General features: G+C 44.4%; 27 protein-coding genes and 1 pseudogene. 10 read left to right on the forward strand and 18 right to left on the reverse strand.

Going from position 1 to position 25,863, the window contains the following annotated elements; genetic code table 11:
• Positions 1-378: 378 nt before the first annotated feature.
• The 8 genes from ACFVAD_RS16645 to ACFVAD_RS16680 form a co-directional block, all read right to left on the reverse strand.
• On the reverse strand, positions 379-1,743 hold the full coding sequence (locus ACFVAD_RS16645; RefSeq protein WP_386642443.1) for a UDP-N-acetylmuramoyl-tripeptide--D-alanyl-D-alanine ligase: 1,365 nt from the start codon (positions 1,741-1,743) through the stop codon (positions 379-381).
• 96 nt (positions 1,744-1,839) lie between these two features.
• Positions 1,840-2,910 carry a D-alanine--D-alanine ligase gene (locus tag ACFVAD_RS16650; RefSeq protein WP_386642446.1) on the reverse strand — a complete coding sequence of 357 codons (1,071 nt, stop codon included), beginning with the start codon at positions 2,908-2,910 and terminating at the stop codon, positions 1,840-1,842.
• Positions 2,911-3,423: 513 nt separating this feature from the next.
• The gene (locus ACFVAD_RS16655; RefSeq protein ID WP_386642449.1) at positions 3,424-5,319 is read right to left on the reverse strand and encodes a beta-propeller domain-containing protein; all 1,896 of its coding nucleotides are present in this window, start codon (positions 5,317-5,319) and stop codon (positions 3,424-3,426) included.
• A gap of 116 nt (positions 5,320-5,435) precedes the next feature.
• Positions 5,436-6,071: a nitrite reductase gene (locus ACFVAD_RS16660; protein ID WP_386642451.1), complete on the reverse strand. Its 636-nt coding sequence runs from the start codon at positions 6,069-6,071 to the stop codon at positions 5,436-5,438.
• Between the two features lie 12 nt (positions 6,072-6,083).
• Positions 6,084-6,962 carry a hypothetical protein gene (locus ACFVAD_RS16665; protein ID WP_386642454.1) on the reverse strand — a complete coding sequence of 293 codons (879 nt, stop codon included), beginning with the start codon at positions 6,960-6,962 and terminating at the stop codon, positions 6,084-6,086.
• A gap of 16 nt (positions 6,963-6,978) precedes the next feature.
• Positions 6,979-9,396 carry a heavy metal translocating P-type ATPase gene (locus tag ACFVAD_RS16670; RefSeq protein ID WP_386642457.1) on the reverse strand — a complete coding sequence of 806 codons (2,418 nt, stop codon included), beginning with the start codon at positions 9,394-9,396 and terminating at the stop codon, positions 6,979-6,981.
• Between the two features lie 84 nt (positions 9,397-9,480).
• Positions 9,481-9,687: a copper chaperone CopZ gene (gene copZ, locus ACFVAD_RS16675; protein WP_386642460.1), complete on the reverse strand. Its 207-nt coding sequence runs from the start codon at positions 9,685-9,687 to the stop codon at positions 9,481-9,483.
• A gap of 21 nt (positions 9,688-9,708) precedes the next feature.
• Positions 9,709-10,062: a metal-sensitive transcriptional regulator gene (locus tag ACFVAD_RS16680; protein WP_386642463.1), complete on the reverse strand. Its 354-nt coding sequence runs from the start codon at positions 10,060-10,062 to the stop codon at positions 9,709-9,711.
• Between the two features lie 106 nt (positions 10,063-10,168).
• Here ACFVAD_RS16680 and ACFVAD_RS16685 point away from each other — a divergent pair, with 106 nt between their 5' ends.
• A complete protein-coding gene (locus ACFVAD_RS16685; protein ID WP_386642466.1) occupies positions 10,169-10,717 on the forward strand; it encodes a TVP38/TMEM64 family protein in 549 nt (182 codons plus the stop codon).
• A gap of 370 nt (positions 10,718-11,087) precedes the next feature.
• On the opposite strand, the gene helD is transcribed toward ACFVAD_RS16685, so the two are convergent.
• Entirely contained in the window at positions 11,088-13,388 is a 2,301-nt protein-coding gene (gene helD, locus ACFVAD_RS16690) for an RNA polymerase recycling motor HelD (protein WP_386642469.1), read from the reverse strand.
• Positions 13,389-13,650: 262 nt separating this feature from the next.
• On the opposite strand from helD, the gene bioB reads away from it, so the two are divergent.
• Positions 13,651-14,661 carry a biotin synthase BioB gene (bioB, locus tag ACFVAD_RS16695; RefSeq protein WP_386642472.1) on the forward strand — a complete coding sequence of 337 codons (1,011 nt, stop codon included), beginning with the start codon at positions 13,651-13,653 and terminating at the stop codon, positions 14,659-14,661.
• 52 nt (positions 14,662-14,713) lie between these two features.
• On the opposite strand, the gene ACFVAD_RS16700 is transcribed toward bioB, so the two are convergent.
• Complete coding sequence (locus tag ACFVAD_RS16700) at positions 14,714-15,037, reverse strand: YciI family protein (protein WP_386642475.1); 324 nt, start codon at positions 15,035-15,037, stop codon at positions 14,714-14,716.
• Positions 15,038-15,193: 156 nt separating this feature from the next.
• Between ACFVAD_RS16700 and ACFVAD_RS16705 the strand changes: the two genes are divergently transcribed.
• The 3 genes from ACFVAD_RS16705 to glsA all read left to right on the forward strand — a co-directional run bounded on the left by ACFVAD_RS16705 (position 15,194) and on the right by glsA (position 17,261).
• Positions 15,194-15,739, forward strand: coding sequence for a hypothetical protein (locus ACFVAD_RS16705; RefSeq protein WP_386642478.1), 546 nt, complete (start codon positions 15,194-15,196; stop codon positions 15,737-15,739).
• Between the two features lie 134 nt (positions 15,740-15,873).
• On the forward strand, positions 15,874-16,167 hold the full coding sequence (locus tag ACFVAD_RS16710) for a hypothetical protein (RefSeq protein WP_224841110.1): 294 nt from the start codon (positions 15,874-15,876) through the stop codon (positions 16,165-16,167).
• Positions 16,168-16,304: 137 nt separating this feature from the next.
• Positions 16,305-17,261 carry a glutaminase A gene (gene glsA / locus ACFVAD_RS16715; protein WP_386642482.1) on the forward strand — a complete coding sequence of 319 codons (957 nt, stop codon included), beginning with the start codon at positions 16,305-16,307 and terminating at the stop codon, positions 17,259-17,261.
• 34 nt (positions 17,262-17,295) lie between these two features.
• On the opposite strand, the gene ACFVAD_RS16720 is transcribed toward glsA, so the two are convergent.
• From ACFVAD_RS16720 to ACFVAD_RS16735, 4 genes are all read right to left on the reverse strand, one after another.
• Positions 17,296-18,174 carry an SDR family oxidoreductase gene (locus ACFVAD_RS16720; RefSeq protein WP_386642485.1) on the reverse strand — a complete coding sequence of 293 codons (879 nt, stop codon included), beginning with the start codon at positions 18,172-18,174 and terminating at the stop codon, positions 17,296-17,298.
• An 82-nt stretch (positions 18,175-18,256) separates the two neighbouring features.
• Positions 18,257-18,391, reverse strand: a complete 135-nt coding sequence (locus ACFVAD_RS16725; RefSeq protein WP_386642488.1) for a hypothetical protein — start codon at positions 18,389-18,391, stop codon at positions 18,257-18,259.
• Positions 18,388-18,762 carry a hypothetical protein gene (locus ACFVAD_RS16730; RefSeq protein WP_386642491.1) on the reverse strand — a complete coding sequence of 125 codons (375 nt, stop codon included), beginning with the start codon at positions 18,760-18,762 and terminating at the stop codon, positions 18,388-18,390. Before ACFVAD_RS16730 ends, ACFVAD_RS16725 begins: the two co-directional genes overlap by 4 nt.
• A gap of 55 nt (positions 18,763-18,817) precedes the next feature.
• Positions 18,818-19,015, reverse strand: a complete 198-nt coding sequence (locus tag ACFVAD_RS16735) for a CsbD family protein (protein ID WP_386642494.1) — start codon at positions 19,013-19,015, stop codon at positions 18,818-18,820.
• A gap of 237 nt (positions 19,016-19,252) precedes the next feature.
• Here ACFVAD_RS16735 and ACFVAD_RS16740 point away from each other — a divergent pair, with 237 nt between their 5' ends.
• The gene (locus tag ACFVAD_RS16740) at positions 19,253-19,399 is read left to right on the forward strand and encodes a lmo0937 family membrane protein (protein WP_386642497.1); all 147 of its coding nucleotides are present in this window, start codon (positions 19,253-19,255) and stop codon (positions 19,397-19,399) included.
• Between the two features lie 179 nt (positions 19,400-19,578).
• Positions 19,579-19,725, forward strand: a complete 147-nt coding sequence (locus tag ACFVAD_RS16745) for a lmo0937 family membrane protein (RefSeq protein ID WP_204418430.1) — start codon at positions 19,579-19,581, stop codon at positions 19,723-19,725.
• A gap of 70 nt (positions 19,726-19,795) precedes the next feature.
• On the opposite strand, the gene ACFVAD_RS16750 is transcribed toward ACFVAD_RS16745, so the two are convergent.
• The gene (locus tag ACFVAD_RS16750; protein WP_386642501.1) at positions 19,796-20,725 is read right to left on the reverse strand and encodes a manganese-dependent inorganic pyrophosphatase; all 930 of its coding nucleotides are present in this window, start codon (positions 20,723-20,725) and stop codon (positions 19,796-19,798) included.
• A gap of 309 nt (positions 20,726-21,034) precedes the next feature.
• Here ACFVAD_RS16750 and ACFVAD_RS16755 point away from each other — a divergent pair, with 309 nt between their 5' ends.
• On the forward strand, positions 21,035-21,697 hold the full coding sequence (locus ACFVAD_RS16755; protein WP_386642504.1) for a hypothetical protein: 663 nt from the start codon (positions 21,035-21,037) through the stop codon (positions 21,695-21,697).
• Between the two features lie 89 nt (positions 21,698-21,786).
• On the forward strand, positions 21,787-22,272 hold the full coding sequence (locus tag ACFVAD_RS16760) for a hypothetical protein (RefSeq protein WP_386642507.1): 486 nt from the start codon (positions 21,787-21,789) through the stop codon (positions 22,270-22,272).
• A gap of 34 nt (positions 22,273-22,306) precedes the next feature.
• Here ACFVAD_RS16760 and ACFVAD_RS16765 read toward each other — a convergent pair whose 3' ends face one another.
• On the reverse strand, positions 22,307-22,831 hold the full coding sequence (locus tag ACFVAD_RS16765; RefSeq protein WP_386642510.1) for a hypothetical protein: 525 nt from the start codon (positions 22,829-22,831) through the stop codon (positions 22,307-22,309).
• Between the two features lie 116 nt (positions 22,832-22,947).
• Positions 22,948-23,246: pseudogene (locus ACFVAD_RS16770) on the reverse strand (MBL fold metallo-hydrolase); the annotation flags it as partial.
• A gap of 86 nt (positions 23,247-23,332) precedes the next feature.
• On the opposite strand from ACFVAD_RS16770, the gene ACFVAD_RS16775 reads away from it, so the two are divergent.
• The gene (locus ACFVAD_RS16775; RefSeq protein WP_386642513.1) at positions 23,333-24,883 is read left to right on the forward strand and encodes an FAD-dependent oxidoreductase; all 1,551 of its coding nucleotides are present in this window, start codon (positions 23,333-23,335) and stop codon (positions 24,881-24,883) included.
• A 422-nt stretch (positions 24,884-25,305) separates the two neighbouring features.
• Here the strand turns inward: ACFVAD_RS16775 and ACFVAD_RS16780 are convergent, their stop codons facing one another.
• Complete coding sequence (locus ACFVAD_RS16780) at positions 25,306-25,857, reverse strand: general stress protein (RefSeq protein WP_386642515.1); 552 nt, start codon at positions 25,855-25,857, stop codon at positions 25,306-25,308.
• Positions 25,858-25,863: the final 6 nt, after the last annotated feature.

Raw genomic sequence — 25,863 nt, forward strand, 5'->3', positions numbered from 1 at the left:
AATAAACGTTAATGCCAACTTATAGGAGAAAACTTCTTCCTCTTGTTCTTTTTCCATAAGAACACCGAACCATTTTCAAGCCATCTTACTGTAGATGGCCTTATCACTCTTATTAAGCATAAGGCCCTTTCTTTGCTTTCACAAGCATTTCCACCATTTTCCCTAAACGGGCAGATCTTTTTTTGCGCCTCCACTTGTTATACGCGCGTTTTTTGAGAAGCTGTAAGTCAGGAAATACGTTTACTTCTATTTTTTTCATTTACATCCGTTTGTATTCCCAACGTCTTTATTCTTTTAGCTCCCTATTTAGTTTTACCCCTTATGTAGGGACGGAAACATCAAGCTATAAATTATTTGAGACATATTCTGCTCAAATAATTATTGCAATCCCTGTACCACTTCTTCCAATCGCATGCCACGGGAGCCTTTCACGATTACCACATCATGAGGCTGCAACACTTTTAGTAGATTCTCTATCAGAATCTTCTTATCAGTGTAGGACTTCACTTTTTCAGAACCAAGGACGGCCGCAGCCCCTTCGGCGATGTTTTTGCCCAAGTCTCCATAGGTAAGAACAAAATCAATCCCTTTGTCCTGTACGTATCTACCCACTTCCTGGTGGAAGGGAATTTCCTGGTCACCAAGCTCCAGCATATCTCCAAGAACAGCAATTTTCTTTGAGTATCCTGTGAGGCTACCCAAAAGATCTATCGCAGCTTTCATCGAGGTAGGACTTGCATTATATGCATCATTTATTACGGTCCATCCGCCACTTGTTTCCACCACTTCATTACGCATGGCAGTCAGCGAGACTTTTTCTAACCCTTTTTTCCTATTTTCTTCATTCACGCCAAAAATTTCACCCACCACAATCGAAGCTAGGGCATTTGTCACGTTATGGGCACCTAAAACAGGAATCATGTAAGCAGTTTCTTCTATTATAAATTGCGTTCCATTCCCTTTAAGCACGATATCTTGTGCAACATAATCATTCTCGTCATTTAAACCGAAAGTAATCACATCACAATCGAAATCGGATACTTTATTTTTAAGCAGCGGCTCATCTCCATTGATAATCAGTTTTCCGCCTGGCTTGAGTCCTGCTGCAATCTCCAATTTTGCCTCTGCAATCCCTTCTCTGGAGCCGAGTTCCTGCATATGGGATTCCCCGATGTTGGTAATGATCGCTGCATCCGGCTTGGCAATATGGGACAGAAGTTCGATTTCCCCTCTGCCGCTCATCCCCATCTCCAAGACCGCTACTTCCGTGTCTTCTCTCATAGAAAGGATGGTGAGTGGTAGGCCAATATGATTATTATAGTTACCCGCAGTCTTATGTACGTTGAAAGTGGTTTGTAGCAGGGAAGTCACCATATCCTTTGTGGTTGTCTTTCCATTGCTTCCTGTTATCCCCACAACCTTCATCCCGATCTGGTCGCGGTAGCTGCTTGCAAGGTGCTGCAGCGCTTCAATCGTATCCTCGACAAAAATCAAATTCACATCTGCCGGAGGCTCCGGCTGATCCTTTTGCCATAGTGAAGCGACCGCACCTTTTTCCACAATCGCCTGTTGGACGAATTTGTGACCGTTAAAGTTTTCACCAATAATAGGAATATATAATTTGCCGCCCATGTTTTCCCGTGTATCTTTAGACACACCTTCAACCATGATTCCCCTATATTCAGGAGCTATTTCTTCACCTTTTGCCATCTCTTGTATTTCTTTCAGGGTTCTTTTTATCATCTTGGTCCACTCTCCTGGTTTTTTATTGCATAGAGAAGGGGCTGACATGGCCGTTTTAATTTCTTAAAACCCCGATGTCATCCCCTATCTGTCTACTTAGAATGTGTGTTTGATTTTCTGTTTATCCGCGTGTCTTTCCTGCGCGTACTGCACAAGCTTCTTGATCAGTTCCGGATAAGAAACATCCGTGTGCTGCCATAAAAGAGGGAACATGCTGAAAGGTGTAAATCCAGGCATCGTATTCACTTCATTGATATACAGTTTCCCTTCCTTTGTTAAGAAGAAATCCGCACGAACCAATCCGGATCCATCAATCGCCTTGAATGCCGTAATCGCCATTTCCTTTACTTGCTCATAAATATCATCGCCAATTTCAGCCGGGATGATCATCGCAGTATCCCCGTCCTCATATTTGGCTTTATAATCGTAGAATTCTGTTTTAGGAGCAATTTCACCCACTACGGAACACTCAGGCTCATCGTTTCCGAGTACCCCGATTTCAATTTCCCGCGCGCCTTCCAGCCCTTGCTCGACAATGATTTTGCGGTCATATTCGAAGGCTTCGCGGAATGCGTTTGCCAATTCTTCACGGTTCTTCGCCTTGCTGATTCCGACACTGGAACCCAGGTTGGCAGGCTTTACGAAGCAAGGGAATCCAAGCTCATTTTCCACCTTCTCATAAGTGGAGTCCGCAGCCTTTTCCCATTCAGAGCGAAGGAAATGAACATATCCTACTTGAGGAAGTCCAGCTTGATCAAAAAGGTTTTTCATGATGACTTTATCCATACCGGCAGAAGATGCCAATACTCCATTACCCACGTATGGAAGGTTGAGCAGTTCTAGCATTCCTTGAACTGTACCATCTTCACCATTCGGTCCGTGTAACAATGGGAATACTACCGTTTGCCGTTCTTCTGTCTGTTCGGATGAAGGCAATGCCAAAGGTGCAATCGTTGTGCCGCCGCCCTCCAATTTAAGCTGCTGAACACTTTCCGCAGGTCCGGATAGAAGACTTCCGCTGCGCCATTCACCTTGTTCGGTTATGTATAACGGATAAACGTCGAATTTTTCTGTATCCAATGCTTTTGTCACTGCCAAAGCAGTCTGTAGAGAAACTTGGTGTTCTGCTGATTTCCCACCATATAGTAAATGCAATTTTGTTTTCATGTTGCTCCCCCTCGCGCGAGTCCTCGATATATTTTCAAAAAAGCAATTTCATTCTTAGTTGTTCCTATTATATCACTTACAAATAAGAATTCGAAACTGGATCTATCATTTAAGTACGTCAATGCCCAAAAATCTTTTCTTAATATATGAATGTCATTCCACTGGCATGTTAAGTACAAACCTAATTACTAAGATAAAATTCGACAAGTTGCTTACCCGGGAAATATATTTGCTGAAATTGGTCGGTTTATTGTGTTTTACAATGAAGAAAGAGCGCGGGTTTTGCGCTCTTTCTGTAGGATGTGGATGTAGCGGTCCTATTGAACACCGCTGTTGATTTCCGCACTAGGCTGCGCTTTCCGCGGGGCGGTGCTTGAGCCTCCTCGGGCTTCGCCCTGTGGGGTCTCCAGCCTACCGCTGCCTCCCGCAGGAGTCTTCGCCTATTGCTCCAATCAACAGCTGGCATACATAAAATAACACTTTTCCTTAACATAGACTTGTTTTAATAAACCATTACCATGTTATTTCCTCAGCGGTTATTTTCTTAGGAGAAACTGCATAAAGGTGATCATTTATATATAACACTCTTTGTATGGTGCTTTCCCAGTCTTCGTATGGGGTGCCTTGTTCTTGATGTGTCATTTTTGTGTGGAGGGTGAAGCCTTTTTCAGGGTCGACTCCGTACACCAGGGCGCCTTCGAATTCGAAGCGGTAATCTTGTTTTTCTTTTTCACGGTACATCACGATTGGAAAGGCGAATATGTCTTTTTCCTTATTGAATAGAAGCGCCTTATGGTCGTAGTTTAATGGCGAATAGGTGGCCTGCCCGCCAATCACTTCCGTATGCTTCTCGATAGGGTTTGCCGGGTCGCTGACATCAAACAGTGAGATTTTCACTCCGTCCGTTACGACCCTTGTGCCGAATTGATCCTTTTCTATTTTCGTGTTGTGGCCAAAACCGATCAGGTGGTTTTCATCATATGGGTGAAGGTAGTTGCTGAAGCCTGGAATCTTCAATTCTCCCAGTACTTTTGGTGCCGTCGGGTCACTGAGATCAAATACGAACAACGGGTCAACTTCTTTAAATGTGACTACATATGCCTTCTCCCCCATGAAACGCACCGAATAGATCCGTTCCCCCCTTGCCAGGTCCTCGACACTGCTGATCACCTTCATGTCTCCATCCATGATGAATAGGTTGTTGCGTGAAGGCGAGGTTTCATCCCATGCCTGCCCATCTGTTGCAGCGACTCGGAAGTAACCATTGTACTCATCCATGGAAAACTGATTGAGCAGGTAGCCCGGTATGCTTCCGGTGCTTGCGTACTGCACATTCAATCCGTTTACGGAAAATTTATAGATGTCTGTATTGACATCAGCAGGCATCATCCGTCCAGTCTGATTGTAGGTTGGTACGGCCACATAGATATTTTCCTTGGACATGTATATCTGTTGCCCACTTCCGATATACGAAAGGACTGTTGCATCCTGATCCGGCTTGGTCATGTCAAAGGAGGCGATGGTCATGAAATTATCCTCCGAGGACTCCGGAAAATAATGAATGTCGGAATAGGCGATGCGCTTCATGTCTTCGGACTCTTCCTCCCCTGTTGTATCGGAAATTCTGGGGCGGAGATCCACTTCCGGATCTTCTTCAAGCATCCAGTAGTTTGGATACTGATTCACGATTACATAGACTTTCTCGTCGATCTTTCTACTTGAAAAGTAGCCACCTTCAAGGGTGAGTGTTTTTTGGACCTTCGGATTTGCCGCATCCGAAATATCATAGACAATCACTCTCGTCGCCTCATTCATAGGCATGATCAGGTCACGCGTGCCCTCTTTTGTAGAATGTGGCGCGAAGGTTTCTTTCCAATGGTGGCCGATAAGCACTAATTGGTTGCCGTCCAAGAACATCTGATAAGGCGAAAAGTCCTGATAGTTTATTTCTGTGATTGTTTCAATCGACTCGACCGGAGTCGCCTTTGTTATTTTCAGCTTTCCGTCAATAGCCTGGTAGATGTATTCACCATCCGTTTTGACGATATCCGCTTCATCCACGCCCTCTACCTGAACATTGGTGTCCGAATGCGCGGATGATGAACTGTCCCCATCCGATTTGCTGGTGTCGGCGGCAGAGCGCTCCGCTTCTGCACCGGCAGAAGAATCCTCAGCTGATTCAAAGACTATTCCAGAGCGCATCTGCTTTTCCCTTTTTTCAAGTCTATCCTGGAAAAGCTTGTTCAGTTCTTTTTTGGAACCTACTGTAGGAAGTCCATTTTCTTTATCCCAGTTGCCCTTGCTTACTGAACCTGTTGCGGAAGTTGGATCATATTTATAGTAAATGAAACCGAACACTGCAGCCATCGCTACAATGATAAGGAAAAAGATAAGTGCCCTTTTTTGCATGAGAATAAAACCCTCCTTTTTTTGTTAGACGAGAGGAGTGGTTAAAAAGTCACATTTTCAAAACAAAAAAACAACGCCCACACGCAATTCTGCGCTAGAACGCTGCTCTTTCTCCATCATAATACTGTCGACACTTCTTCTTTCAAACTTTCCATTCCATATCTGCGAATAAACTTGCCGAACTGCTCGCGCTTTTTGCCATTGGCAGCATAGGTATCTATCAGAAAGCCCACCATGCTGTAGAGCTCTTTTTCGGTTACTTCCCCAGCAAAAAGCTCTGCCGTTTTTGCGTCCAGACCTTTTGCCTTACCTCCCACATACAGGTCGTAGCGGTCATTCTGGCGCTTTATCACTCCGATATCGTTGACCAATGGCTCTCCGCATGCGGTTGGACATCCTGTGTATGCAGGTTTCAACGTGAATGGAACCGGCTTTCCTGCAATGCGTCGGTTCAATTCCTTCGCAATCGGCATGCCCTCCTCCAATTCCCCTTTACAGAAGTTGCAGGTACGGAGGCTTTTCACATAATTTCCGACAGGATAGCATTCAAGCCCTGCCGCTTCAAAGGCCAGCACCGCTTCATCCAGCCTGATTTCCGGAATATCCACATAGAGTTGCTGAAAGGTCGTAAGCTCTATTTCATCTTCTTCCTTCATATAGGCGGCAAGTATGAGCAATTGCTTGCTGGTTAGCTTTGCGCCAAAAGAAATTCCCCCGTTGACCGCGAGTTTCACCGTTTTTTCCTCAGTCATTTGTCTACCCCTTTATTCCGTGATTTCGATGACAAATGGAAAGGCATATACCTTGCCGTCCAATTTGAATTCACCCCAAAGCTTATACATGCCTGGCTTTGTGAAATGGGCCTCGAATACAGGTTCCGTTTCACTTGCTGGATGGACGTGGATGAATTGCTCGAGGGCTTCATCCACCACCACTACATGCCCTAAAGCCCCAAGGTAGTTTTCCGGTTTTGCCCCGTTCAAGTCAAAGGATAGGACTACATTTTCCTTCATCGAAAAGCTTTCCACATTCAGCGTTGCTTTATAGCCGTTCTGTTCTTTGGTCCAATTTGTTTCTGCTTCAAGATGAGCATGGTCATCCTTATGCTCTCCGTCGTCTTCATGCCCCTCATGTTCCCCGATCATCAACGATTTCGGTTCAACCTTATACTCCAGATTGGTTGGCTTAATGTCTACAAACGCTTGATACATTCCTTCCCCCAGATCTGCCTGGACTTCAAACACTCCAGGATCCTTCTTTTCTGGGTGCAGATGATGGAAGCTTTCCAGGTTTTCACTGATCACGATAAGGTGCATCAGCTTTTCATGATTCACGTCAAGCTCATCCATTGGATTGCCATCCTGATCTTCGAGGGAAACAGTGATGGCTCTGTTTTCCGTAACTAATTCCGTTTTCACCTCACTGGCAGACTCGCTGTCGTCATGTTCCCCATGACCACCATGCTCTCCGTCTTCACCTGTAGCTTTCTCATCATCTTCCCCATGTGCATGCCCCTCTGTTTCCGTCTCATGCTCATCATGATTGTTGGTGGCACCCTCGTCCTCCGCATAAAAGGAATAAGCGGTGTAGCCTCCTATCACAACCAATAGATAGATAACTGCGGAAAAAATCCACTTTTTCATCCTTTTCACCTGCTCTTTATAATTTTACTTTCTGCAATCTTAGTGCATTAAGCACAACAGAAACGGAACTGAATGCCATTGCGGCCCCCGCTACCCAAGGTGCCAGGAACCCAAGCGCTGCGATCGGGATTCCGATGGTGTTATAGGCAAACGCCCAGAAAAGGTTCTGCTTGATATTCTTGATGGTCTTTTTGCTCATCATGATGGCGTCGGCAATGCTGTTCAAATCACCGCGCATCAGGGTAATATCGGCGGCTTCCATCGCAACGTCCGTACCTGTACCAATGGCCATTCCGATATCTGCCGTTACAAGGGCAGGTGCATCATTGATACCGTCACCGACCATTGCCACCTTTTTCCCTTCAGCCTGAAGCTTTTTGATCTCCTCGGCTTTCTGCTCAGGCAGTACTTCCGCGATGACACGATCCACACCGGCAAGATCAGCAATTGCCTGCGCAGTGCGTTGGTTGTCACCTGTCATCATCACTACCTCTAAGCCCATATTCTTTAATCGTTTGATCGCAGCGGCAGAAGTTTCTTTGATTGTGTCTGCAACAGCAATGATTCCTTTATAATCGCCATCCACCGCAATCATCATTGCCGTTTTTCCATCAGACTCAAGCTTCTGGATTGTTGTCTCGGCTTCGGTCAAATCAATGCCATGCTTTTTCATAAGCTTGCGTGTTCCGACTACTACTTTTCTTTCTTGTATAACCGCTTCGATTCCATATCCCGGAATTGCTTCAAATGCCGTGGAATCGCCAAGTTCAATTCCTTTTTCCTTGATTCCATCTACCATCGCTTGTGCCAATGGATGTTCGGATTGCTTTTCCGCAGTCCCTACCAAACGCAGGATTTCCTCTTCTTCCCCTTGGTTGACCAGCAGAACATCTGTCAAAACAGGTTTACCATTCGTAACTGTACCAGTTTTATCCAGCACCACCGTTGTGATGCGGTGCGTCTGCTCCAAATGCTCGCCGCCTTTGAAAAGAATACCGAGTTCAGCAGAGCGGCCGGAACCAGCCATAATGGAAGTTGGCGTAGCCAGCCCCAGGGCACATGGGCAGGCGATAACAAGAACTGCAATCAGGTTTACCAAGGCACCTGCAAAGTTTCCTGGGTCCACGATAAAGTACCATACAAGGAATGTCAGTATGGCGATACCAACCACTATCGGAACAAAAATCCCCGAAATCTTATCTGCCAGGCGCTGTATTGGCGCTTTGGAACCTTGCGCCTGTTCCACAATCCGGATGATTTGCGCAAGCGCCGTTTCACGGCCGATCTTTGTTGCTTTCATTTTCAGAAAACCATTTTTATTAATTGTGGATCCATAGACCGTATCACCGATTTGCTTATCGACAGGAATGCTTTCACCAGTCAGCATGGATTCATCGACAGCTGATTGGCCTTCCAAAATCTCACCGTCAACCGGTATTTTCTCACCCGGTTTCACCGATAGGATATCGCCAACCAATACTTCCTCCAACGGAACTTCCATCTCTTTGCCGTCTCGGACCACCAATGCTGTTTTTGCCTGCAGTCCCATCAGCTTTTTGATTGCTTCGGAAGAACGGCCTTTTGCTCTCACCTCGAAAAGCTTTCCTAAAATAATGAGCGTAATGATGACAGCACTTGCCTCAAAATATTGCTCCACCATATGGGCACCAGAACCGATGGATGCGATGGATAGGTAAATGCTGTAGAAGTAAGCCGCACTTGTTCCTAGCGCTACCAGCACATCCATATTGGCACTTTTGTTTTTCAGGGCTTTATAGGCTCCTCTATAGAATTGCCAGCCAATGAAAAATTGGACCGGAGTCGCCAATGCCATCTGCACCCACGGGTTCATCAGCATATCTGGCAAGTAGATGAACGAAGTAAAGGAAAAGTGGCTTACCATCGCCCATAGTAACGGAATCGTGAGAATCAGGGAAAACACAAATTTCCCTTGCTGTTTCTCCAGCTCCTTCTGCCTGAAATCCTCTGCACCTTCATTTTTTTCCACTTTTAATGTCGCACCATATCCGGCTTTCTCGATTCGTGCAATGATGTCGGTTGGTGTAAGTTTGGATGGGTTATATTCCACTGTACCGGTTTCCAATGCAAGATTGACTGTTGCCGTATTGATGCCGTCGAGCTTGTTAAGTACCTTTTCGATTCTGCTTGAGCAGGCGGCACACGTCATTCCGGTAATAAGGAGCTCCGCTTTTTCCTTTACCACCTCATACCCCAGGTCGTGGACTTTTTTCTCGATGTCATGGGGACTCACTTCGTCAGGATTGTATGTTACCGAGGCGTTTTCCAACGCCAGATTTACATTGGCCTTCTCCACACCCTGAAGCTTATTCAAGCCCTTTTCAATTCTGGTGGAGCAGGCCGCACATGTCATTCCCATTATTTGCATCTGGGTTTCTTTTGACTTTTGACTCATAGCTTTCAACCTCCCATATACCTGTATGGGGTATATTTTATTGGTAAGAAAACGCGCTTTGGTTAAAGCACGCTGTTCTCGTAATTATTCTACTTCATAGCCTTCTTCGTCGATTGTTTCTTTGATCTGCTCAAGTGTTACATCTTCACTCTTATATTCAACTGCAACTGTACCGGACGCAAGGTCCACTTTCACGGAATTCACGCCAGATAGTTCTCCGACACTTCCCTCTACCGCTTTAACACAATGCCCACATGACATCCCACTTACTTTTAACGTTACTTGTTCCATTTCTCCATCTCTCCTCTATGTTTATTTCATTAATCTCTTTACGGTCACTAATAGTTCATCAATGACATCCGTGTCGCCCTCTTGGATTCTCTCGACCACACAGGATTTCAAATGCCCTTCAAGTAGCAGCTTTCCGACGCCGTTCAAGGCGGATTGGATCGCAGCGATCTGGGTCAGCACATCATCACAGTACGTATCCTCTTCAATAAGGCGCTTCACTCCCCTGACTTGCCCCTCTACACGGTTCAGTCGGGAGATCAGGCTTTTCTTGACTGTCTCCGAATGGTGGCTTTTCCGCTCCCCATTGTCGACATGGCAACACTCGCTTGATTCTGGATCTTGATTTAAAATAGGTTCTATTGGAAGGTTTTCCATGGTTGTTGACCTCCTCTCGATATTAAAGTAACATACCCCTATACGGTATGTAAAGCCTAATGTTTTATAATTTTAAAACAATTCTTTGATAAGGAAGCGTTCAAATATGTGGAAAGATTTTGTTCTGGAATGGCTGGAGATTGCTGGGCCATTCGCCATTTTACTTAGTATTATCTTCAATACGGTCATCAGCATTCTCGCATTCGTCCCAAGCGTTTTTATCACCGCCGCCAATATTGCCTTTTTCGGGTTTTGGGTGGGAACAATTGTTTCTTTTCTGGGCGAGTCGGTTGGTGCTGTTGTCAGTTTCCTGCTTTACCGGAAGGGATTGAAAGCTTTCTCCCCGAAGGCACTTGAGCGTAATAAATGGCTGGTCCGTTTGCAGGAAACGGAAGGATACCGGGCATTTTTGCTGGTGTTAGGACTCCGAATTTTTCCATTTGCACCATCAGGACTCGTCACATTGGCCGGTGCAACAAGCAGGATCAGCCTGATTCACTTTGCCATCGCAAGCACACTAGGGAAAATCCCTGCTCTCCTCCTCGAAGCCTACTCCGTCTACCGTGTACTCGAATGGGGCATTGAAGGAAAAATCATCCTCACCCTCTTCTCGATAGGGGTGGTGGGTATAATGATTTTTCGAAAAAGAAGATAGGGGGCCTAGGGGCAGGGTGCCAGACCCCGTCCAGAAATCTGGAAAAGCTCCCTCCACTTTGCAGTGGAGGGAGCTTTGTTGGGAATGTGCCTATTTTTCCGATTTGTTAGAATGAATTGGATTTCTGTTAGAATGATTTGCAAATTTGTTAGAATGTTATTGTAACCTGTTAGAATGATTCAGGACTTTGTTAGAATTTGGCCATTAATTCTTAGGATCCCACCAATAATGCAACTTTTTTGCAGTCCAAGAACATCATTTTCATTGAAACCCCTACTTTATCAACTCTTTTAGTAGTTAAAACTTTATTAATCAAACAGATTCAACATATTTTCTACCTTTAAACGTATCGGGCACTCCCTATAGCCTCTTAATCGACCAGTCCCTCGCCCACATGCTCGAGCAGGAAGGCAGAACGGTCCTTTCCATAGAAACTTAGGTGATGCAAAGGTCTTGTCATGGCAACATATAAGAGTTTTACATCGATTTCCGTTTCTGTATAGGCCTCATCGAGCGTACATAGCAGGACCGCATCGAACTCGAGCCCTTTTGCAAGCTGTGCATGTACAATGACGACGTCCTTCTGATTGATTTCTTCATTTTCCTTCAGCAGCTGGACAGACAAGCCTGTATGCTTCCGGAAAAGCGAGTCGATCTTCCCGCATTCTTTCTCCGTCTTGCCGATGATGGCGATCGTTTTCCGGCCCTCCGCATATAGCTTCTCAATATCGCGGGCCATCCCTGCCACCATTTCCGCGTCACTCTCTGTCCACTCCACAAACGCAGGCTTCGCACCATGCCTAACCACAGGCTCCACGCGAGGCAGCTCAAATGGAAGCAGCGCCAAAATGTCATTGGCTGCCTGCATGATTTCCACCGTTGTCCGGTAGCTTTTCTGGAGAGTGGTGTAAGCCGCTCTTGGGAAAATCTCTTCCTTCACCTTATTCCAGTCCTGAATGCCGCGATAGGAGTGGATGCCCTGCGCCAGGTCCCCCACTATCGTAAACATGTCCGTTTCCAGGGCACTTTTCAAAGCAGCCAATTGGAAATAGCTGTAGTCTTGTGCTTCATCGATTACCACATTCCTTGCACGCAGGTCCTTATCGATTCCGAACAGGTTATGCTGAAGGTAAAGAAGACCAGCCAAGTCTTCGAGTTCATAGTTTTTCTGTTTATGTAGGTTAGTCTGGTGGTTGATGAAATATTGGATCTGATAGTCATCCAGATACGTTTTTGCGTATTTCGCAAACCGCTCCCGGTCTGTGACAAGCTGCTCATAATAGTAGAAGAGTGTGTGCTTGGGGAGTTTTCTAATAAAGGCATTCACAGCCGTCCGTGATTCCTTCATGATCTCATTCACGAGCTCATCCTTCTTGTCCATCGCTTTTGTCACATAGCTTTTCCGCTTTGCCGGATCAAGGTTGGAATTGAAAAGAGCCTTATCCAGCTTGTGGTCATAGAACTTTTCCACTTTGAGTATAAGCGTTTTCTTCTCGGTTCGGACGTAGTTCTGCAGGACTTCCTTCACCTTTTCGATACGCCTGTAATAGGGGAGGTAGGTATATTCCCGCTTGATCAGCTGCTCCATTCTCTCAGCTGTATAGAGCTTGAATTTCTCGGTCAGATAGAAGTCTTCTTTTGGCAGCAATGTCTCCAGGATGTCGGACAGATAGGCATCCATTATCTCCTTAAACTCCAGTGACCCTTTGAAGCTTGCCAACCACTGTACCATTTCCGGGTCCTCATACTCGTGGTTGATAAAGCCCATCAGCTTTTCAGAAGGCGGTCTAAGTTTAATTTTCTTACCGATACAGCTCTTCACATAGTCGATAAATGTGGTCTGTAAAATCCGGTCCACCCCGAGCTCCGGGAGAACCTCTGAGATGTAGTCGATGAATAGATTATTCGGTGCCAGGATCATCAGCTGCTCTGGACGGAAATGCTCCTGGTAGGTGTAGATGAAATAGGAGATACGGTGTAAGGCAATAGTCGTCTTCCCGCTTCCCGCCGCTCCTTGGACAATAATTGGCTTATTGAGATCTGCGCGAATGATCCGGTTCTGTTCCTCCTGGATGGTGGATACGATATCGGTCAGACGGTTGCTTGAGCTTCCCGACAAGGATTCCTGCAGAAGTTCATCGGTCGTTGTCAGATCAACATCCCTGATTTCCTGCAGCTCCCCTTCTTCCATGATGTATTGGCGCTTCAAGGAAAGATAGCCATCATAGACTTCTCCCTCCGCCTCGTATTGGACGTCCCCAAGTCTGCCGTCATAGTATAGGTTGGCAATAGGAGAACGCCAGTCCACAATGATGGGATCCTGTGTTTCCCTATCAAACAGGGAAGCTTTCCCGAAATAGAGGACCTCTTCCTGCTCTTTTCCTTCTCGTCTATAATCGACTCTTGCAAAATAGGGCTTATGGTAGATTTTCTTTAAGCTGCGAATTTCCTCTTGTGTCCGCTGCAAAAGGTTGGCGTTGGTCAGCATGTTCATGTAGCTGAAACTGCTGTCACTGAAGTCCATCCCTTCGAGCGCTTCCTTGAAACTTGAGCGAAAGGACTCCTCGTCCATTTCAGACGCCTTGATGACAATATCCATGTATTTCTTCGTAAACAAAAGCCGTTCGACTTCCTGATCGAATTCAGGATGCTTCTTCTTTTTTTCTCCCAACCTCTTCACACTCCTTGCTTGTTTTGGAGACGCAAAAAACCATGAACTAGAGAAAACTCCATTCATGGTACAATCCTTGGGTTACATTTTTCAAAGTACGCAACGCTCTTATGTTCTTTTTTAGCCGGAAGAATTATTATAAACGCTTACAAGACAATTTGCAATTTTCTTTTTAAACTAAAAATAAACCTTGTCTATCCGCTCCCTCATATGTAAACTTTAAATAAGTTTAAGTTAACATATGACATAGGAGTGATACAAAATGACTTGGAAACAGCTTGCGGAAAAAGTGATTGGTGGTTATTCCCTTACTACGGATGAAGCACTTCAGATTCTTACCGAAAGTGATGAAAATGTGCTCGAGCTCGTTCAGGCGGCCTATCAAATCCGAAAACATTATTATAGCAACAAAGTAAAACTCAATCTGATCATTAATGCAAAAAGTGGACTTTGCCCGGAGGACTGCGGATACTGCTCACAATCGATGAAAGCCGATACCGAGATTGATAGTTATCCCCTAGTCAGCAAACAGGTTATCGTCGAAGGGGCCAGGGAAGCGAAGAAAAATAAAATCGGCACCTATTGCATCGTGATGAGCGGAAGAAAGCCGACCAACCGGGATGTCAACACGGTGGTGGCTGCGGTTCAGGATATCAAAAAAGACATTGAAAGCATCAAGATCTGTGCCTGTCTTGGGCTTGTAAATGATGAACAGGCCCATCTTCTAAAAGAAGCCGGGGTGGATCGCTTTAACCATAATATCAATACAAGCAAAGGGCATCACAGTGAAATCACGACGACCCACCAATATGATGACCGGATCAGGACACTGGAAACCTTGAAGAATGCCGGGATCTCCCCCTGCTCCGGCGTCATCTGCGGAATGGGAGAAACCTTGGAGGATATTGTGGAGATGGCGTTCAGCTTAAAAGACCTCCACGTGGATTCCATCCCGGTGAATTTCCTTCATCCTATCGAAGGAACAAAGCTTGAGCATCTCGATGATCTGACACCTCTGAAGTGTCTGAAGATCCTAGCTATGTTCCGCTTTGTCAATCCGACGAAGGAAATCCGTATCTCAGGTGGACGTGAATACAATCTGCGCACTCTGCAAAGCCTGGGACTTTACATGGCAAACTCCATATTTGTTGGTGACTATTTAACAACAAGCGGCCAGGCCTCACAACAGGATTATCAGATGATTGAGGACCTTGGCTTTGAGATTGAAGAGAATGCTTTTGAAACGGAAAGTCAGCATTTCGCCAAAATTTGATAACAAGAAGGCCTGTGACATACCATCGTGATGACGCAGGCTTTTACTTAGTTTAGTTTGCAAGCAGAGAAAATTGTTCATTGAGCAGGGCCAGGCGATAGCGTGATAATTCCGCTGTCATCACACCTTGTTGCACCGCCGGGTCATGATTTTTGAAATGTTCTGCGGCTTCCTTGTTTTCCGCCTGAAAGATGACAATGCCAAAACCTGTTGCGTCTGTCTGGTCGGTTCTTCCAGCCAGGATCACGACACCCTTTTCCACATTCTCTTTTAGATATTGAAAGTGCGCAGATACGATATTGTCCTCTTCCTCTGTCCAGTTAGCTGCGTCATAAAGTCTTTCCGGTAAGCGTAATACATAAATATAAGTATTCAATTTTTCTACCTCCTTTTTGTCTGTATCTTTAATTCTCCACTTTCGCTCAGATAACCTTCGACAAAATAATTCTCATCTTTTACCAGATGATGTATAATTATATTCGAATATTCCGAAACTTAAATTATTTTTTGGTATACAGGGGGATTATTAACGTTGGTAAATTACGAAAAAAAGCATCTTTATATGATGGGCGCCATCGCCGTTTTAATTTTGACACCTTTTTACATACTTGTTGGGCCTTTTATTTTTCAGGGGATCCTGTTTGATGATGTAAGCGTCTGGCTTCTTCAAACTCCAAGTACCGCCTATGGACTGTATGGGATATCAGCCCTGATGCTGGTATTGGGCTTATTCATATCCTCCTTTTTTGTTAAAAAGGCATTCTATTTCACAGGCCTGGGATTGGTATTGGCTGGAGTTTTATTTGTGATGGGGACCTACTCCTTCAAATCTTTGAGTACAGAGGAAATCGCCTGGGGAGAACCGTTTTCTTTTAAAACCCATACCTATTCCTGGGAGGAAGTAAAAGAGGTCATTTTGGTTTCTCCTCCCACCGAGGAAGAAAAGCACACCATGATCTTCTATTTCAAAGATGGGAAAGAAGTGACGTTTGTCAGGAACAATGAATTTCAGGCCGAGTTCTCCAACTTTAATACTGCAAAAAGACAGTACAATTTTCCTTTTAAAGCAAGTGAGTGATAGGAAAAACTAGCCTATATGAACGATTTATGGAAAATTGAAAGGATACTCCCCTCCTCTTGCAGAAACTATTAACAATCAGGTCATATTGTATGGTTGCAAATAGTTTCTACTAGACTATAGGAGGTTGGAAGATGGAATTTCTATTTGTATTGCTTATCCAGCTATTTATTGGCGGTATTATCACATTCGGTGTCTTCGGCATCATTCAAGTTATTTTACCAAAATTCAATGCGCTTTACCTTCTGGGATTGCTCTATGGTGCCGGAAGCGTGTTCGCCATTTTCAACAGCTGGACGCAGGAATGGATTTTCTTTACCATGCTCGCTACCATTGCTTTGTTAGCTATCCTTACAGTTAGATTTTATCGCTACATCTATCATCTGACAGAACAGAAAGCAAATAGTCTGAATGAAATAAATCTATAATGTAAAAAATGCCGTTCCTTTTAGTGGAATGGCATTTTTTTTAGGTTCTGCTCTTGTGCCCTCTGTCTGCTTATATTCCACCATTTTTGGGGTATAGATGTAATAGGAATCAAGCAAGATTTGAGGAGGAAGAATAATTGGTTGAACTTACAAATGAATATATAGAAGAAGTGGTGAAGGCATGCAGGCCTTTTGCCTCCCGCGGCAGGGTCATCGATCATATTCCCGATTTGGACCAGTCCCATCTGACCAATCTGGGAGTAACAATTGTCACGCTTGATGGGGAGACCTATTCTGCCGGTGAAGATCAGGACAACTTTTCCTTTCAAAGCATTTCAAAAGTCATTCTCCTGTTAATGGCTTTGGAGGATTTTGGAAAGGACATTGTCTTCCAGAAGGTCGGCATGGAACCTACGGATGATCTTTTCAACTCCATTTCCAATCTGGAGGAGTACGGTGGAAGGCGACCATATAATCCGATGATCAATTCAGGGGCAATTGCCACCGCAAGTCTGATCAAAGGCTCCACGGTGGAAGAACGCTTTGAAAGGATACTCGATTTCCTCCGTAAAATCACGGAAAACAATAAGATTACTATGAGTGAGGACGTATATAAGGCAGAATGTAAAAATGGCGCTCGCAATAAATCCCTTGCTTATTTCATGGAAAGCACCGGAGTCCTTTCCAGCCAAGAGTCAGATGCCGCGTTGGACCTGTATAATCGAGTGAATTCCATTGAGATCAATTCCCTGGCACTAGCCAAGATGGGCTGCTTCTTATCCAATCATGGAAAGCTGATCGGAGGAAAGAAACAAATCATCCAGCCGGAGAATATCCGAACGGTAAAAGCCATCATGCTGACATCCGGGATGTACAATGAATCCGGGACCTATGCAGTGGAGGTCGGTTTCCCTTTAAAAAGCGGCGTTTCAGGCGGGATTGTCGGATCCGTACCAGGCCGCATGGGCATCGGTATCATCGGTCCTGCCATCAACAAAAAAGGTAACAGCTGTGCAGGAGGGGAAGCACTGAGGATTCTCTCGCGTGACCTTGAATTAAGCCTGCTACATGACCGGAATGTCCGGAATTTATAAAAAATGCCCAGAGTCAGCTCTGGGCATTTTTTCTTTATCCGTTCACGACTGTTCCGCCATTCACATGAATCATTTGCCCGGACACATAGGTGGAATCGTCCGAAGCCAAGTAAACATAGGCTGGTGCAAGCTCCGAAGGCTGTCCTGGACGTCCCATGGGAGAGTCGGTGCCGAAATCCTCCACATCGTCTCCCGGGAAGGAAGCAGGTATTAATGGAGTCCAGATTGGACCAGGCGCCACCCCGTTGACCCTGATTCCGCTTCCTACGATATTGACGGATAAGGAACGGGTCAGCGCGACAATCGCGCCTTTTGTTGCGGCATAATCCATCAGAACCGGCTGTCCTTTATACGCGACAATGGATGCCGTATTGATAATGGAGCTTCCTTCTTTCAGATACGGCATGGCAGCCTGGATAAAATAGAAATAGGAAAAGATGTTCGTTTTGAAGGTTCGGGTCAACTGATCGGATGAGATATCCTCGATTTTCTCCTGGTAATGCTGCTCAGCGGCATTATTCACAAGAATATGTAGACCTCCGAGCTCCTCCACAGTCTGCTTCACTACATCTGTACAAAAACGCTCCTCCCCGACATCCCCGGAATACAGAAGACATCTAGTTCCGTAATTCTCCACCAGACGCTTCGTTTCCTTAGCATCCTCATGCTCATCCAAATACACGATGCTTACATTTGCCCCTTCTTTTGCAAAAGCAATGGCAACTGCCCTGCCAATCCCGCTGTCTCCACCGGTGATGATGGCATTTTTGCCTTCAAGCTTCCCACTCCCTTTATAGGAGGGATTATCAAAAATCGGTTCAGGTACCATTTTATGTTCATCACCTGGCTGCTTTTTCTGCTCCTGTGCCGGCTGTCCGTCTGTTTGCCGTTGTGTAATATCTTCTTTTTTCATATCTTCTCTCTCCTTTTCCACTTCATTTAATTGGAAGAAGCAGCCCTTGTCGGAGGCTGCTTTTTTATTAGTACTTATCACCTTAGTTGGAATTATTGGAGTTATTTGAGTTGTTGGATGTGTTTCCACCTTTTTTTCCGATCTCTGCAAAGTGTTCTGTTCCATATTTCTCTTTGACTTTTTCTCCACCTTTTCTCCCCGCCTCTTCACGGCTCATATTTCCTCCTCTGCTATCGCTGCTGTTACTGCTACTGTTGGTGGAGCTGCTGTTGCTGTTGCTGCTGTTCCCGCTGTTGCTGTTGTTCCCGCTATTGCTGCTGTTCCCGCTATTGCTGCTGTTCCCGCTGTTGCTGCTGTTCCCGCTATTGCTGCTGTTCCCGCTATTGCTGCTGTTCCCGCTGTTGCTGCTGTTCCCGCTGTTGCTGCTGTTCCCGCTATTGCTGCTGTTCCCGCTGTTGCTGTTGTTCCCGCTGTTGCTGCTGTTTCCGCTGTTGCTGCTGTTGCTGTTGTTTCCGCTATTGCTGTTGTTCCCGCTGTTGCTGTTGTTTCCACTGTTGTTATTACTGTTATTGTTATTGTTGTTATCATTATTGTTATTACTATTATTGTTGTTAGCCACTTTATCCATCTCCTCTTTTCATATTTAGTATGTTTTGTTCCAATCGTTCACTTCGCGTTCCGCTTCTTCTTTTGATTTTCCATACCGTTCTTGAATCTTGCCTACTAGCTTGTCGTGATCTCCCTCAACCTGCTGAAGATCATCATCTGTGAGATTGCCCCATTTCTTCTTAGCTTCGCCTTTCATCTGGTTCCACTTTCCTTTCATGGTTGCCTGATTCATGAAAATCACCTCCCAAATGTTTAGTTGTGACATTCTAGCTAGCTTGTCACTAGTTACTGAATTCCACCTTTGACAGTTTTAAAACCTGTAATTTCGCTTGTTCCTGAAATTGATTCCATCTTCCTAGACTATTTCCCGAAATAAATTTTTGTTTAATATTCTGAGCCTTGGGGAATTACCTTCTATGTAGACGTTGAAAAAATTTACCAAAAAACAACTATCGAGGAGGAACTTATTATGTTATGGACAGTATTTGCTGTATTAATCGTACTTTGGATCTTGGGATTCGCAATGGAAATTGGCGGGGGACTTATTCATATCCTTCTTGTACTTGCGTTATTGGCAATTGTATTCAACCTATTTTCAGGACGTCGTCGAGTCTGACCGCGTACACAAACATGAGGACAAGTTGACTGGCTCCATATGGAAAAAACAGTGGAGTCAGTCAGAAAACAGCTATCATATTGATTATCCATTTAGAAACAAATACTACGTTTATTTTGAAATGGCTTAGGGAAAACCAATCATAAGCTTTTAATAAGATTTTGAGGAGGCAACCGCATATGTTATGGACCGTATTTGCAGTTTTAATCATTTTATGGTTACTTGGATTCGCATTTGATGTAGCAGGTAACTTAATCCATATCGTTTTAGTAGTAGCACTTATCGCGCTGGTCTGGAATCTATTTGCTGGACGCAGACGGCCGTAGATATATGAAATAAAAAAGCTGGCAGGCATCGGTTTATTACGATGCCTGCCAGCTTTATTTATGGGTAAGATTATTTTGTTAAGGTATCCGTCAATACCGGAACAACCTGCTTCTTACGGGAAACTACTCCACGCAATAGAGCTGTGTTGTTTTCAAGTGTTACGTTGTAGGCCTTCTCCACAGCTGCTGTCTCTTTACCAAGAGCAAGTGCAATGGAATCATTTGTCAGGATATCTGTTACAACAAATACAAACAGGTCCAATCCTTTGCTCGCGATCGTATTAAGGATAGCCAGCTCCAGCTCTTCCTGCAGCTTTAATACATCAGCAGTATCCACTGTGTTCACCTGTGCGATCTCCACTTTGTAGTCGCCCATCTGGAACTCTTTTGCATCGAGTGTGATCAGCTGCCCGACTGTTTTGTCGCTCAGGTCAGCACCAGCCTTCAGCATGTCCAAGCCATAGCTGTTCGCATCCACTCCCGCAATTGCTGCAAGTTCATTTGCCGCTTGTACGTCCTGCTCGGTGCACGTCGGGGATTTGAATAGCAGGGAGTCAGAAATGATGGCAGAAAGCATCAATCCTGCAACCTCTTTCGTGATTTCCACATTGTTCTCTTTGTAAAGCTTGTTAAGAATCGTAGCTGTACATCCAACAGGCTCTGCACGATAGTACAACGGGTCGCTTGTCTCGAAGTTCGCAATACGGTGGTGGTCGATAACCTCCAGCACACGTACCTGATTAATGTCCCTCACGCTTTGCTGGAATTCATTGTGGTCTACAAGAATCACTTCCTGCACTTCATTTGCTGCCGTCTCAATTAATCGAGGCACTTCCGCATTGAAAGTTTTTAGCGCATATTCCGTTTCCCCGTTCAATTCACCAAGGCGAACCGGTTCTGCGTCCATCCCCAACTGTTTTTTCAATTCTGCATACGCAATAGCGGAACAGATGGAATCTGTGTCCGGATTTTTATGTCCTAATACAAATACTTTTGACATGTTATATTCTCCTTGCATCGTAATCTTTTTAATTGAGCTATCACCTGATTCCTTGATAGCCTTTCCTCTTTGAATTTTACCTTAAATGTGGGAGATTTTCAAAAGAGTATGTGAAATTCTTATATTAGGAGCATCGAATATTCCTAGAAGAATATCCCAAAAAGAAGGATAATTGGAAAAAACATCAAATATTAATAAGCGTGCGCGTACAGTTTTAGCAGATTCATGATTAAATGAATGGCGGCCCATACTTTTGCCTTATGGACGATAGTGTTTAAATTTCATTTAATGAAAAGGAGAGATTTTCTTTTGAGAAAAATTAAAATCTTATTTTTGTCGCTGCTACTTTTGCTAATGGTACCCGTATTTGCTTTTGCCAGCTCAGATTCTATGAATGATACATCAAAGACTCAAAAGGTAAGACTGAGTGACCTTGTCATAAACGAAGTTGATGAATTGCATGATCATGCGGCTGAACATAACATCCCTTTAGAGTTCGATGGAAAAAAATTATATAAAATAGAGTATGAATACATTGAGGAGAAACAAGAAAAAGAAGAAATTAACAATAATATAAACTCATATAGAGTAACGGTAACTGATTATGGCCACGGATTCTATAACAGTTCTGATGATTTGCTCCATCGGTTTGTTGTAGATGGGCCAGATACATTTAAAATTAGTAAAACAGAAGGGCACACTACAGAATTCGGATCTAATTTTGGTGCCAGTTGGTCTGTTATAGAAGCCGGTGTAAGTTTCAAATACAATACGAACTATTCAATCACAATGACAAGTAATACACCTGTTAGTTCCAGTCAAAAACTTGTCGTTAATATCTATAAGACATTTCTGAAGAAAAAGTATAACGTGTATAAGGACCCTCTTTTCGGGAGCGAATATTTAGCTGGATCAAGCTTCGCCTACAAGCCTACAGGGACCTATATCCAAAAAACTTTTTATAAGAAATAGAGTTAAATAACAAATGAAAAGCTAGAAGAGCTTTGCATTCTAGCTTTTCATTTCTACACTCCCAATAAACTTAAAAAGGAAGAAAATGCATGAGATACTTTGTGATTTCAATTTTTTTAATATCTGTATTTCTATCAGGGTGTTCTACACCACCTTCTTCCCCACAAAAGGCAGTGGATACGAAAACGAGCCAACGGATCAAACCTCCTGAAATTCAATTGGCGTTATCGGATGATGCATTACTCTATTCTGAGCACGGCGCATATAATTGGACGGAAAGAAACGGGGATACAGAAGAAAGTGTGTCCGTTGAAGCCGATACTCCAACTGTTATCGGGGCAAGAATGGATGCAGTGGAGCTGAAACCTGAAGAAAAAGTAGCCATTAAATTTGATTCAGATTCCGTTCCGGAGCTTGAGGTGTTTGTTCATTTGGAAGATGGAAATACCGAAGAAGTGGCTCTAGAGGGAAATACGATAGTTCTCCCTTCAGATATAGGGCGTTATATCTATGAGGTTAACGGCGAATGGCCAGAAGGAACAGCAAGTTATATATTTGTGGTTGAAATAAAGTAAGGAATGGTCCATTAACTTAGGGACCATTCCTTTTTTATGCTGCAAGCTGCTTCTTTACTTCATCGATAAAAATGACAACCTGCTCCTGGTATCTTTTGTCCCCTTCGTATTCCTTAGGAATGATCAGGACCTTTGCTTTCATCATTTTACCGAAGTAAAGTAAATGATTGCGTTTTGTCGTTACAAGCTTCAAATTATTATCAATCGGAATTTTGAGATTTTCTTTACCGGCTGTAAAATAGTCATCTCCAAGATGATATGTGATCCTGATCTTTTTTGAAAGATCAGAAAATGTCTTTTTGTATAAAATGCGGCCAAGCACCGATAGTCCGATAAAAATAAACACGTAAAAAACCACAAAAAATATCGCGCAGCCCAATATCAACAAAAGTATTATCTCAAAAGCACTCCATATTCCGGAAGAGATGGCCATAAGAACTACCATCAACGGCAGGATTACATATACCAGCCTTTCAACCAGCTTTGCACGAGGCAGATTTCTTAAGCCCTCTTTTGCATCTCTTGGCCCAAAACGATAACTCAGTTCAATTTTCTCCAACACTCTCCACCCTTTATTCGTTTCTTCTATCTACCATACTAAACGAGTTGGAGATGGAATTCATGGAATAAGGGGATTTTTTATACCGTTTTGGCAATCAACATCTCCGTCATCCATCAGATGAACCTCCCATGGTCGGGTATGGCTATGGTTTCAAAGTCCCGTACCAATTCCTCCAGTGAGCTTGCCAGCAGTTCCCCGGACATCGGTTCGCCATGATCTGTTGCGGCCACAGATGGATTCAGGGTGTGAAGCTTTTTCACCGAATCCCATGCCGCTTTCAATCGGTCGTCAAATAACTTGGAGGACCGCTTATCTCCTGTTCCTGGACCAATACTTTATAGAGTGATTCCTGTTTGACCGTCACAAATGCATCGCCGACAAGCAGCATGCCATCCTTTTCCCGGTACAGGGACACAAAAAATACCCGATATCCTTTGGAGGATTGATTCGAGTTTGATAGGGTACTAATCTTGTATAACAGATTTAAGGAGGCTGCAAATGAAAGAATTAAATGTGGAAATACCAAAATTCAGTAAATCCTTATGGAGAGAATACCCTCCCCTCTCTTCTTTCCAACCCTTAAGAGACAACATCATCACAGATGTCACGATTGTCGGGGCAGGAATCACGGGAATTACAACCGCCTATCTCCTTGCAAAAGAAGGGATTAAGGTTGTACTCGTGGATGCAGGAAAAGTAATCGCTGGAACAACCGGTTATACAACTGCGAAAATCTCTTCCCAGCATGGGTTGATATATAACGAGTTGATCCGGACGGTTGGCGAGGGTGTTGCAAAACAATATTACAACGCAAATCAAAATGCCCTTTCTTTTATCAGAAAAACATCCAAAGAATTGAATATTGACTGTGAGCTGACCTCTCAGAATGCCTATGTTTACGCCTCTTCATCCACCACAGAAAAGGAAATCGAAAAGGAAGCAGAAGCATATGAACGACTTGGCCTGAATGGTGGTTATGCTGCAAGCGTTGATGTTGACCTTCCATTCGAGTGGAAGAGTGCCATAGTGATAAGAGATCAGGCACAGTTCCACCCGGTCATTTACCTTCAGGGCATGTTGGCTGAATTCTTACGGCTCGGTGGAAAGGTGTTTGAACAGACACGGGCAGAGGAAATCGAAAAAGAAAAACAGCCGCTTGTAAAAACGACAGATGGCCATCAGATAAAAAGTAAACACGTCATAGTCAGCTCTCATTTTCCGTTCAATGATTTTGATGGACTTTATTTTTCCAGATTGCATGTGGAACGTTCCTATGCGATTGCGGTTAGTGTTCGTTCGGAGATTCCCGATGGCATGTATCTCAGTGCGGACAAACCATCACGCTCGCTTCGCTATTCCCTCAGTCCTGATGGCGAAAAGCTCCTGCTGCTCGGTGGGGAAGGACACCCTGTCGGACAAAGCAAGCAGGAAACCCTGCAGAACTATGAAAAACTGGCCGATTTCGGCGATCGCTATTTCGGCGGTATTATAGATATCCCTTATCGGTGGTCCTCCCAGGACATCTTTACGCTCGACAAAGTCCCTTATATCGGACAAATGCGTTCCGGCAACAATAACGTGCTGGTTGCAACCGGTTATGCTAAATGGGGCATGACAAACGGAACAGCGGCTGCATTGGTTCTTAAGGACTTGATTCTTCATCAAGCAAATCCCTACAAGGAGTTGTTTGATCCGAGCCGAAGCGAATGGAAGCCTGCCTCCATCAAAAGCTTTGTAAAAGAGAACGCCAATGTCGCCAAAGAGCTTGTAAAAGGTAAAGCAAAGCGACAGGATCGCCTGCTTGAAGACCTGGGTCCCGATGAAGGCGCATTGGTCAAAGTGGACGGCAAAAAAGTCGGCGCCTATAAGGACACCGCCGGACACTGCCACCTCGTCCACCCTACCTGCACCCACATGGGCTGCGACGTCGAATGGAACAACGCCGAACGCTCCTGGGACTGCCCATGCCACGCCTCCCGCTTCAACTACAAAGGAGAAGTCATCGAAGGACCGGCAGTGAAGGATTTGTCGAAATTTGAAGGGGCCTGACCCCTTCTTATTTTTATATAACAATTTAAAAAGTTCATTTTTCGACAATAGGCTGCATGCAATGGGAAGTCTGCATTTTGTTTCTCGTTTAATCAAACGTTTGTTTAAAAATAGCTATATTGGTATATGGGTTTCGGAGGGGCTGGTTCTGGGGTGTACATGGAACATGTGGGTTGTTCGGGGGCTGAATTTTGTTAATCTGTCCAAAAGTGGCAATAATCGGTCCAAAATGTCCAGGAATCGGTCCAAACCACGCCCTAATCTGTCCATTCCACCTGTTAATCGATCCAAAATGACTCATTATCTGTCAACTTTCCAATTAAAGGGAAAATTACATTATCATCGCATTCCACCTGCATCTGCACGTACCCTGCCAACACCCGCCAAAAAAAAGCGCCTACACCAAAGTGTAAGCACCCATCTTATAGCTTATATAGATCTGCCTGCTTCAGCATATCCGCCTCTCTTTTGGCACGGGCGGTCTTTGTTTCTTCATCGATTCCTGTGAAGGGATTATGCTCCTTAGGGTTAGCATGCTCTTCCAATGGATCAACTCGATAGGAAGGTTCAGTCTGTTCCTCCATAACGGAAATCGGCTTTGTACTTTCTACCGGCTTTCCTCTATGATTCGCTTCATCCACCAGTACGACAATTCTGCCGTTCTCGATATCCGTTGCATACATTGGCGCTTCTCGGTCTGATACTCCCATTGCAAGCAGGCGGTTTCCGACACCTTCTGTTTCTTGTGCTTCATCCGGCATAATGGCGTGCTTTATCTTATCCATGACGGAATCATCCTCTGGCTCCGTCGTCACCCTCTCAACATTGGTGCCCTCCGGAAAATCGGAGCTGCTCATTTTATGCTGGGACACTACTGAAATCTCATTTGCAGTATAGCCATGGACAATCAGGCCTTCCACTACATTTTTGGTTTCCAATTCCGAATCGTATACACCTAATATTGTTTTTCTCATCTATAA

Source organism: Sutcliffiella sp. NPDC057660 (genome assembly GCF_042800035.1).
In the GTDB taxonomy this organism is placed as follows: Bacteria; Bacillota; Bacilli; order Bacillales; family Bacillaceae_I; genus Sutcliffiella_A.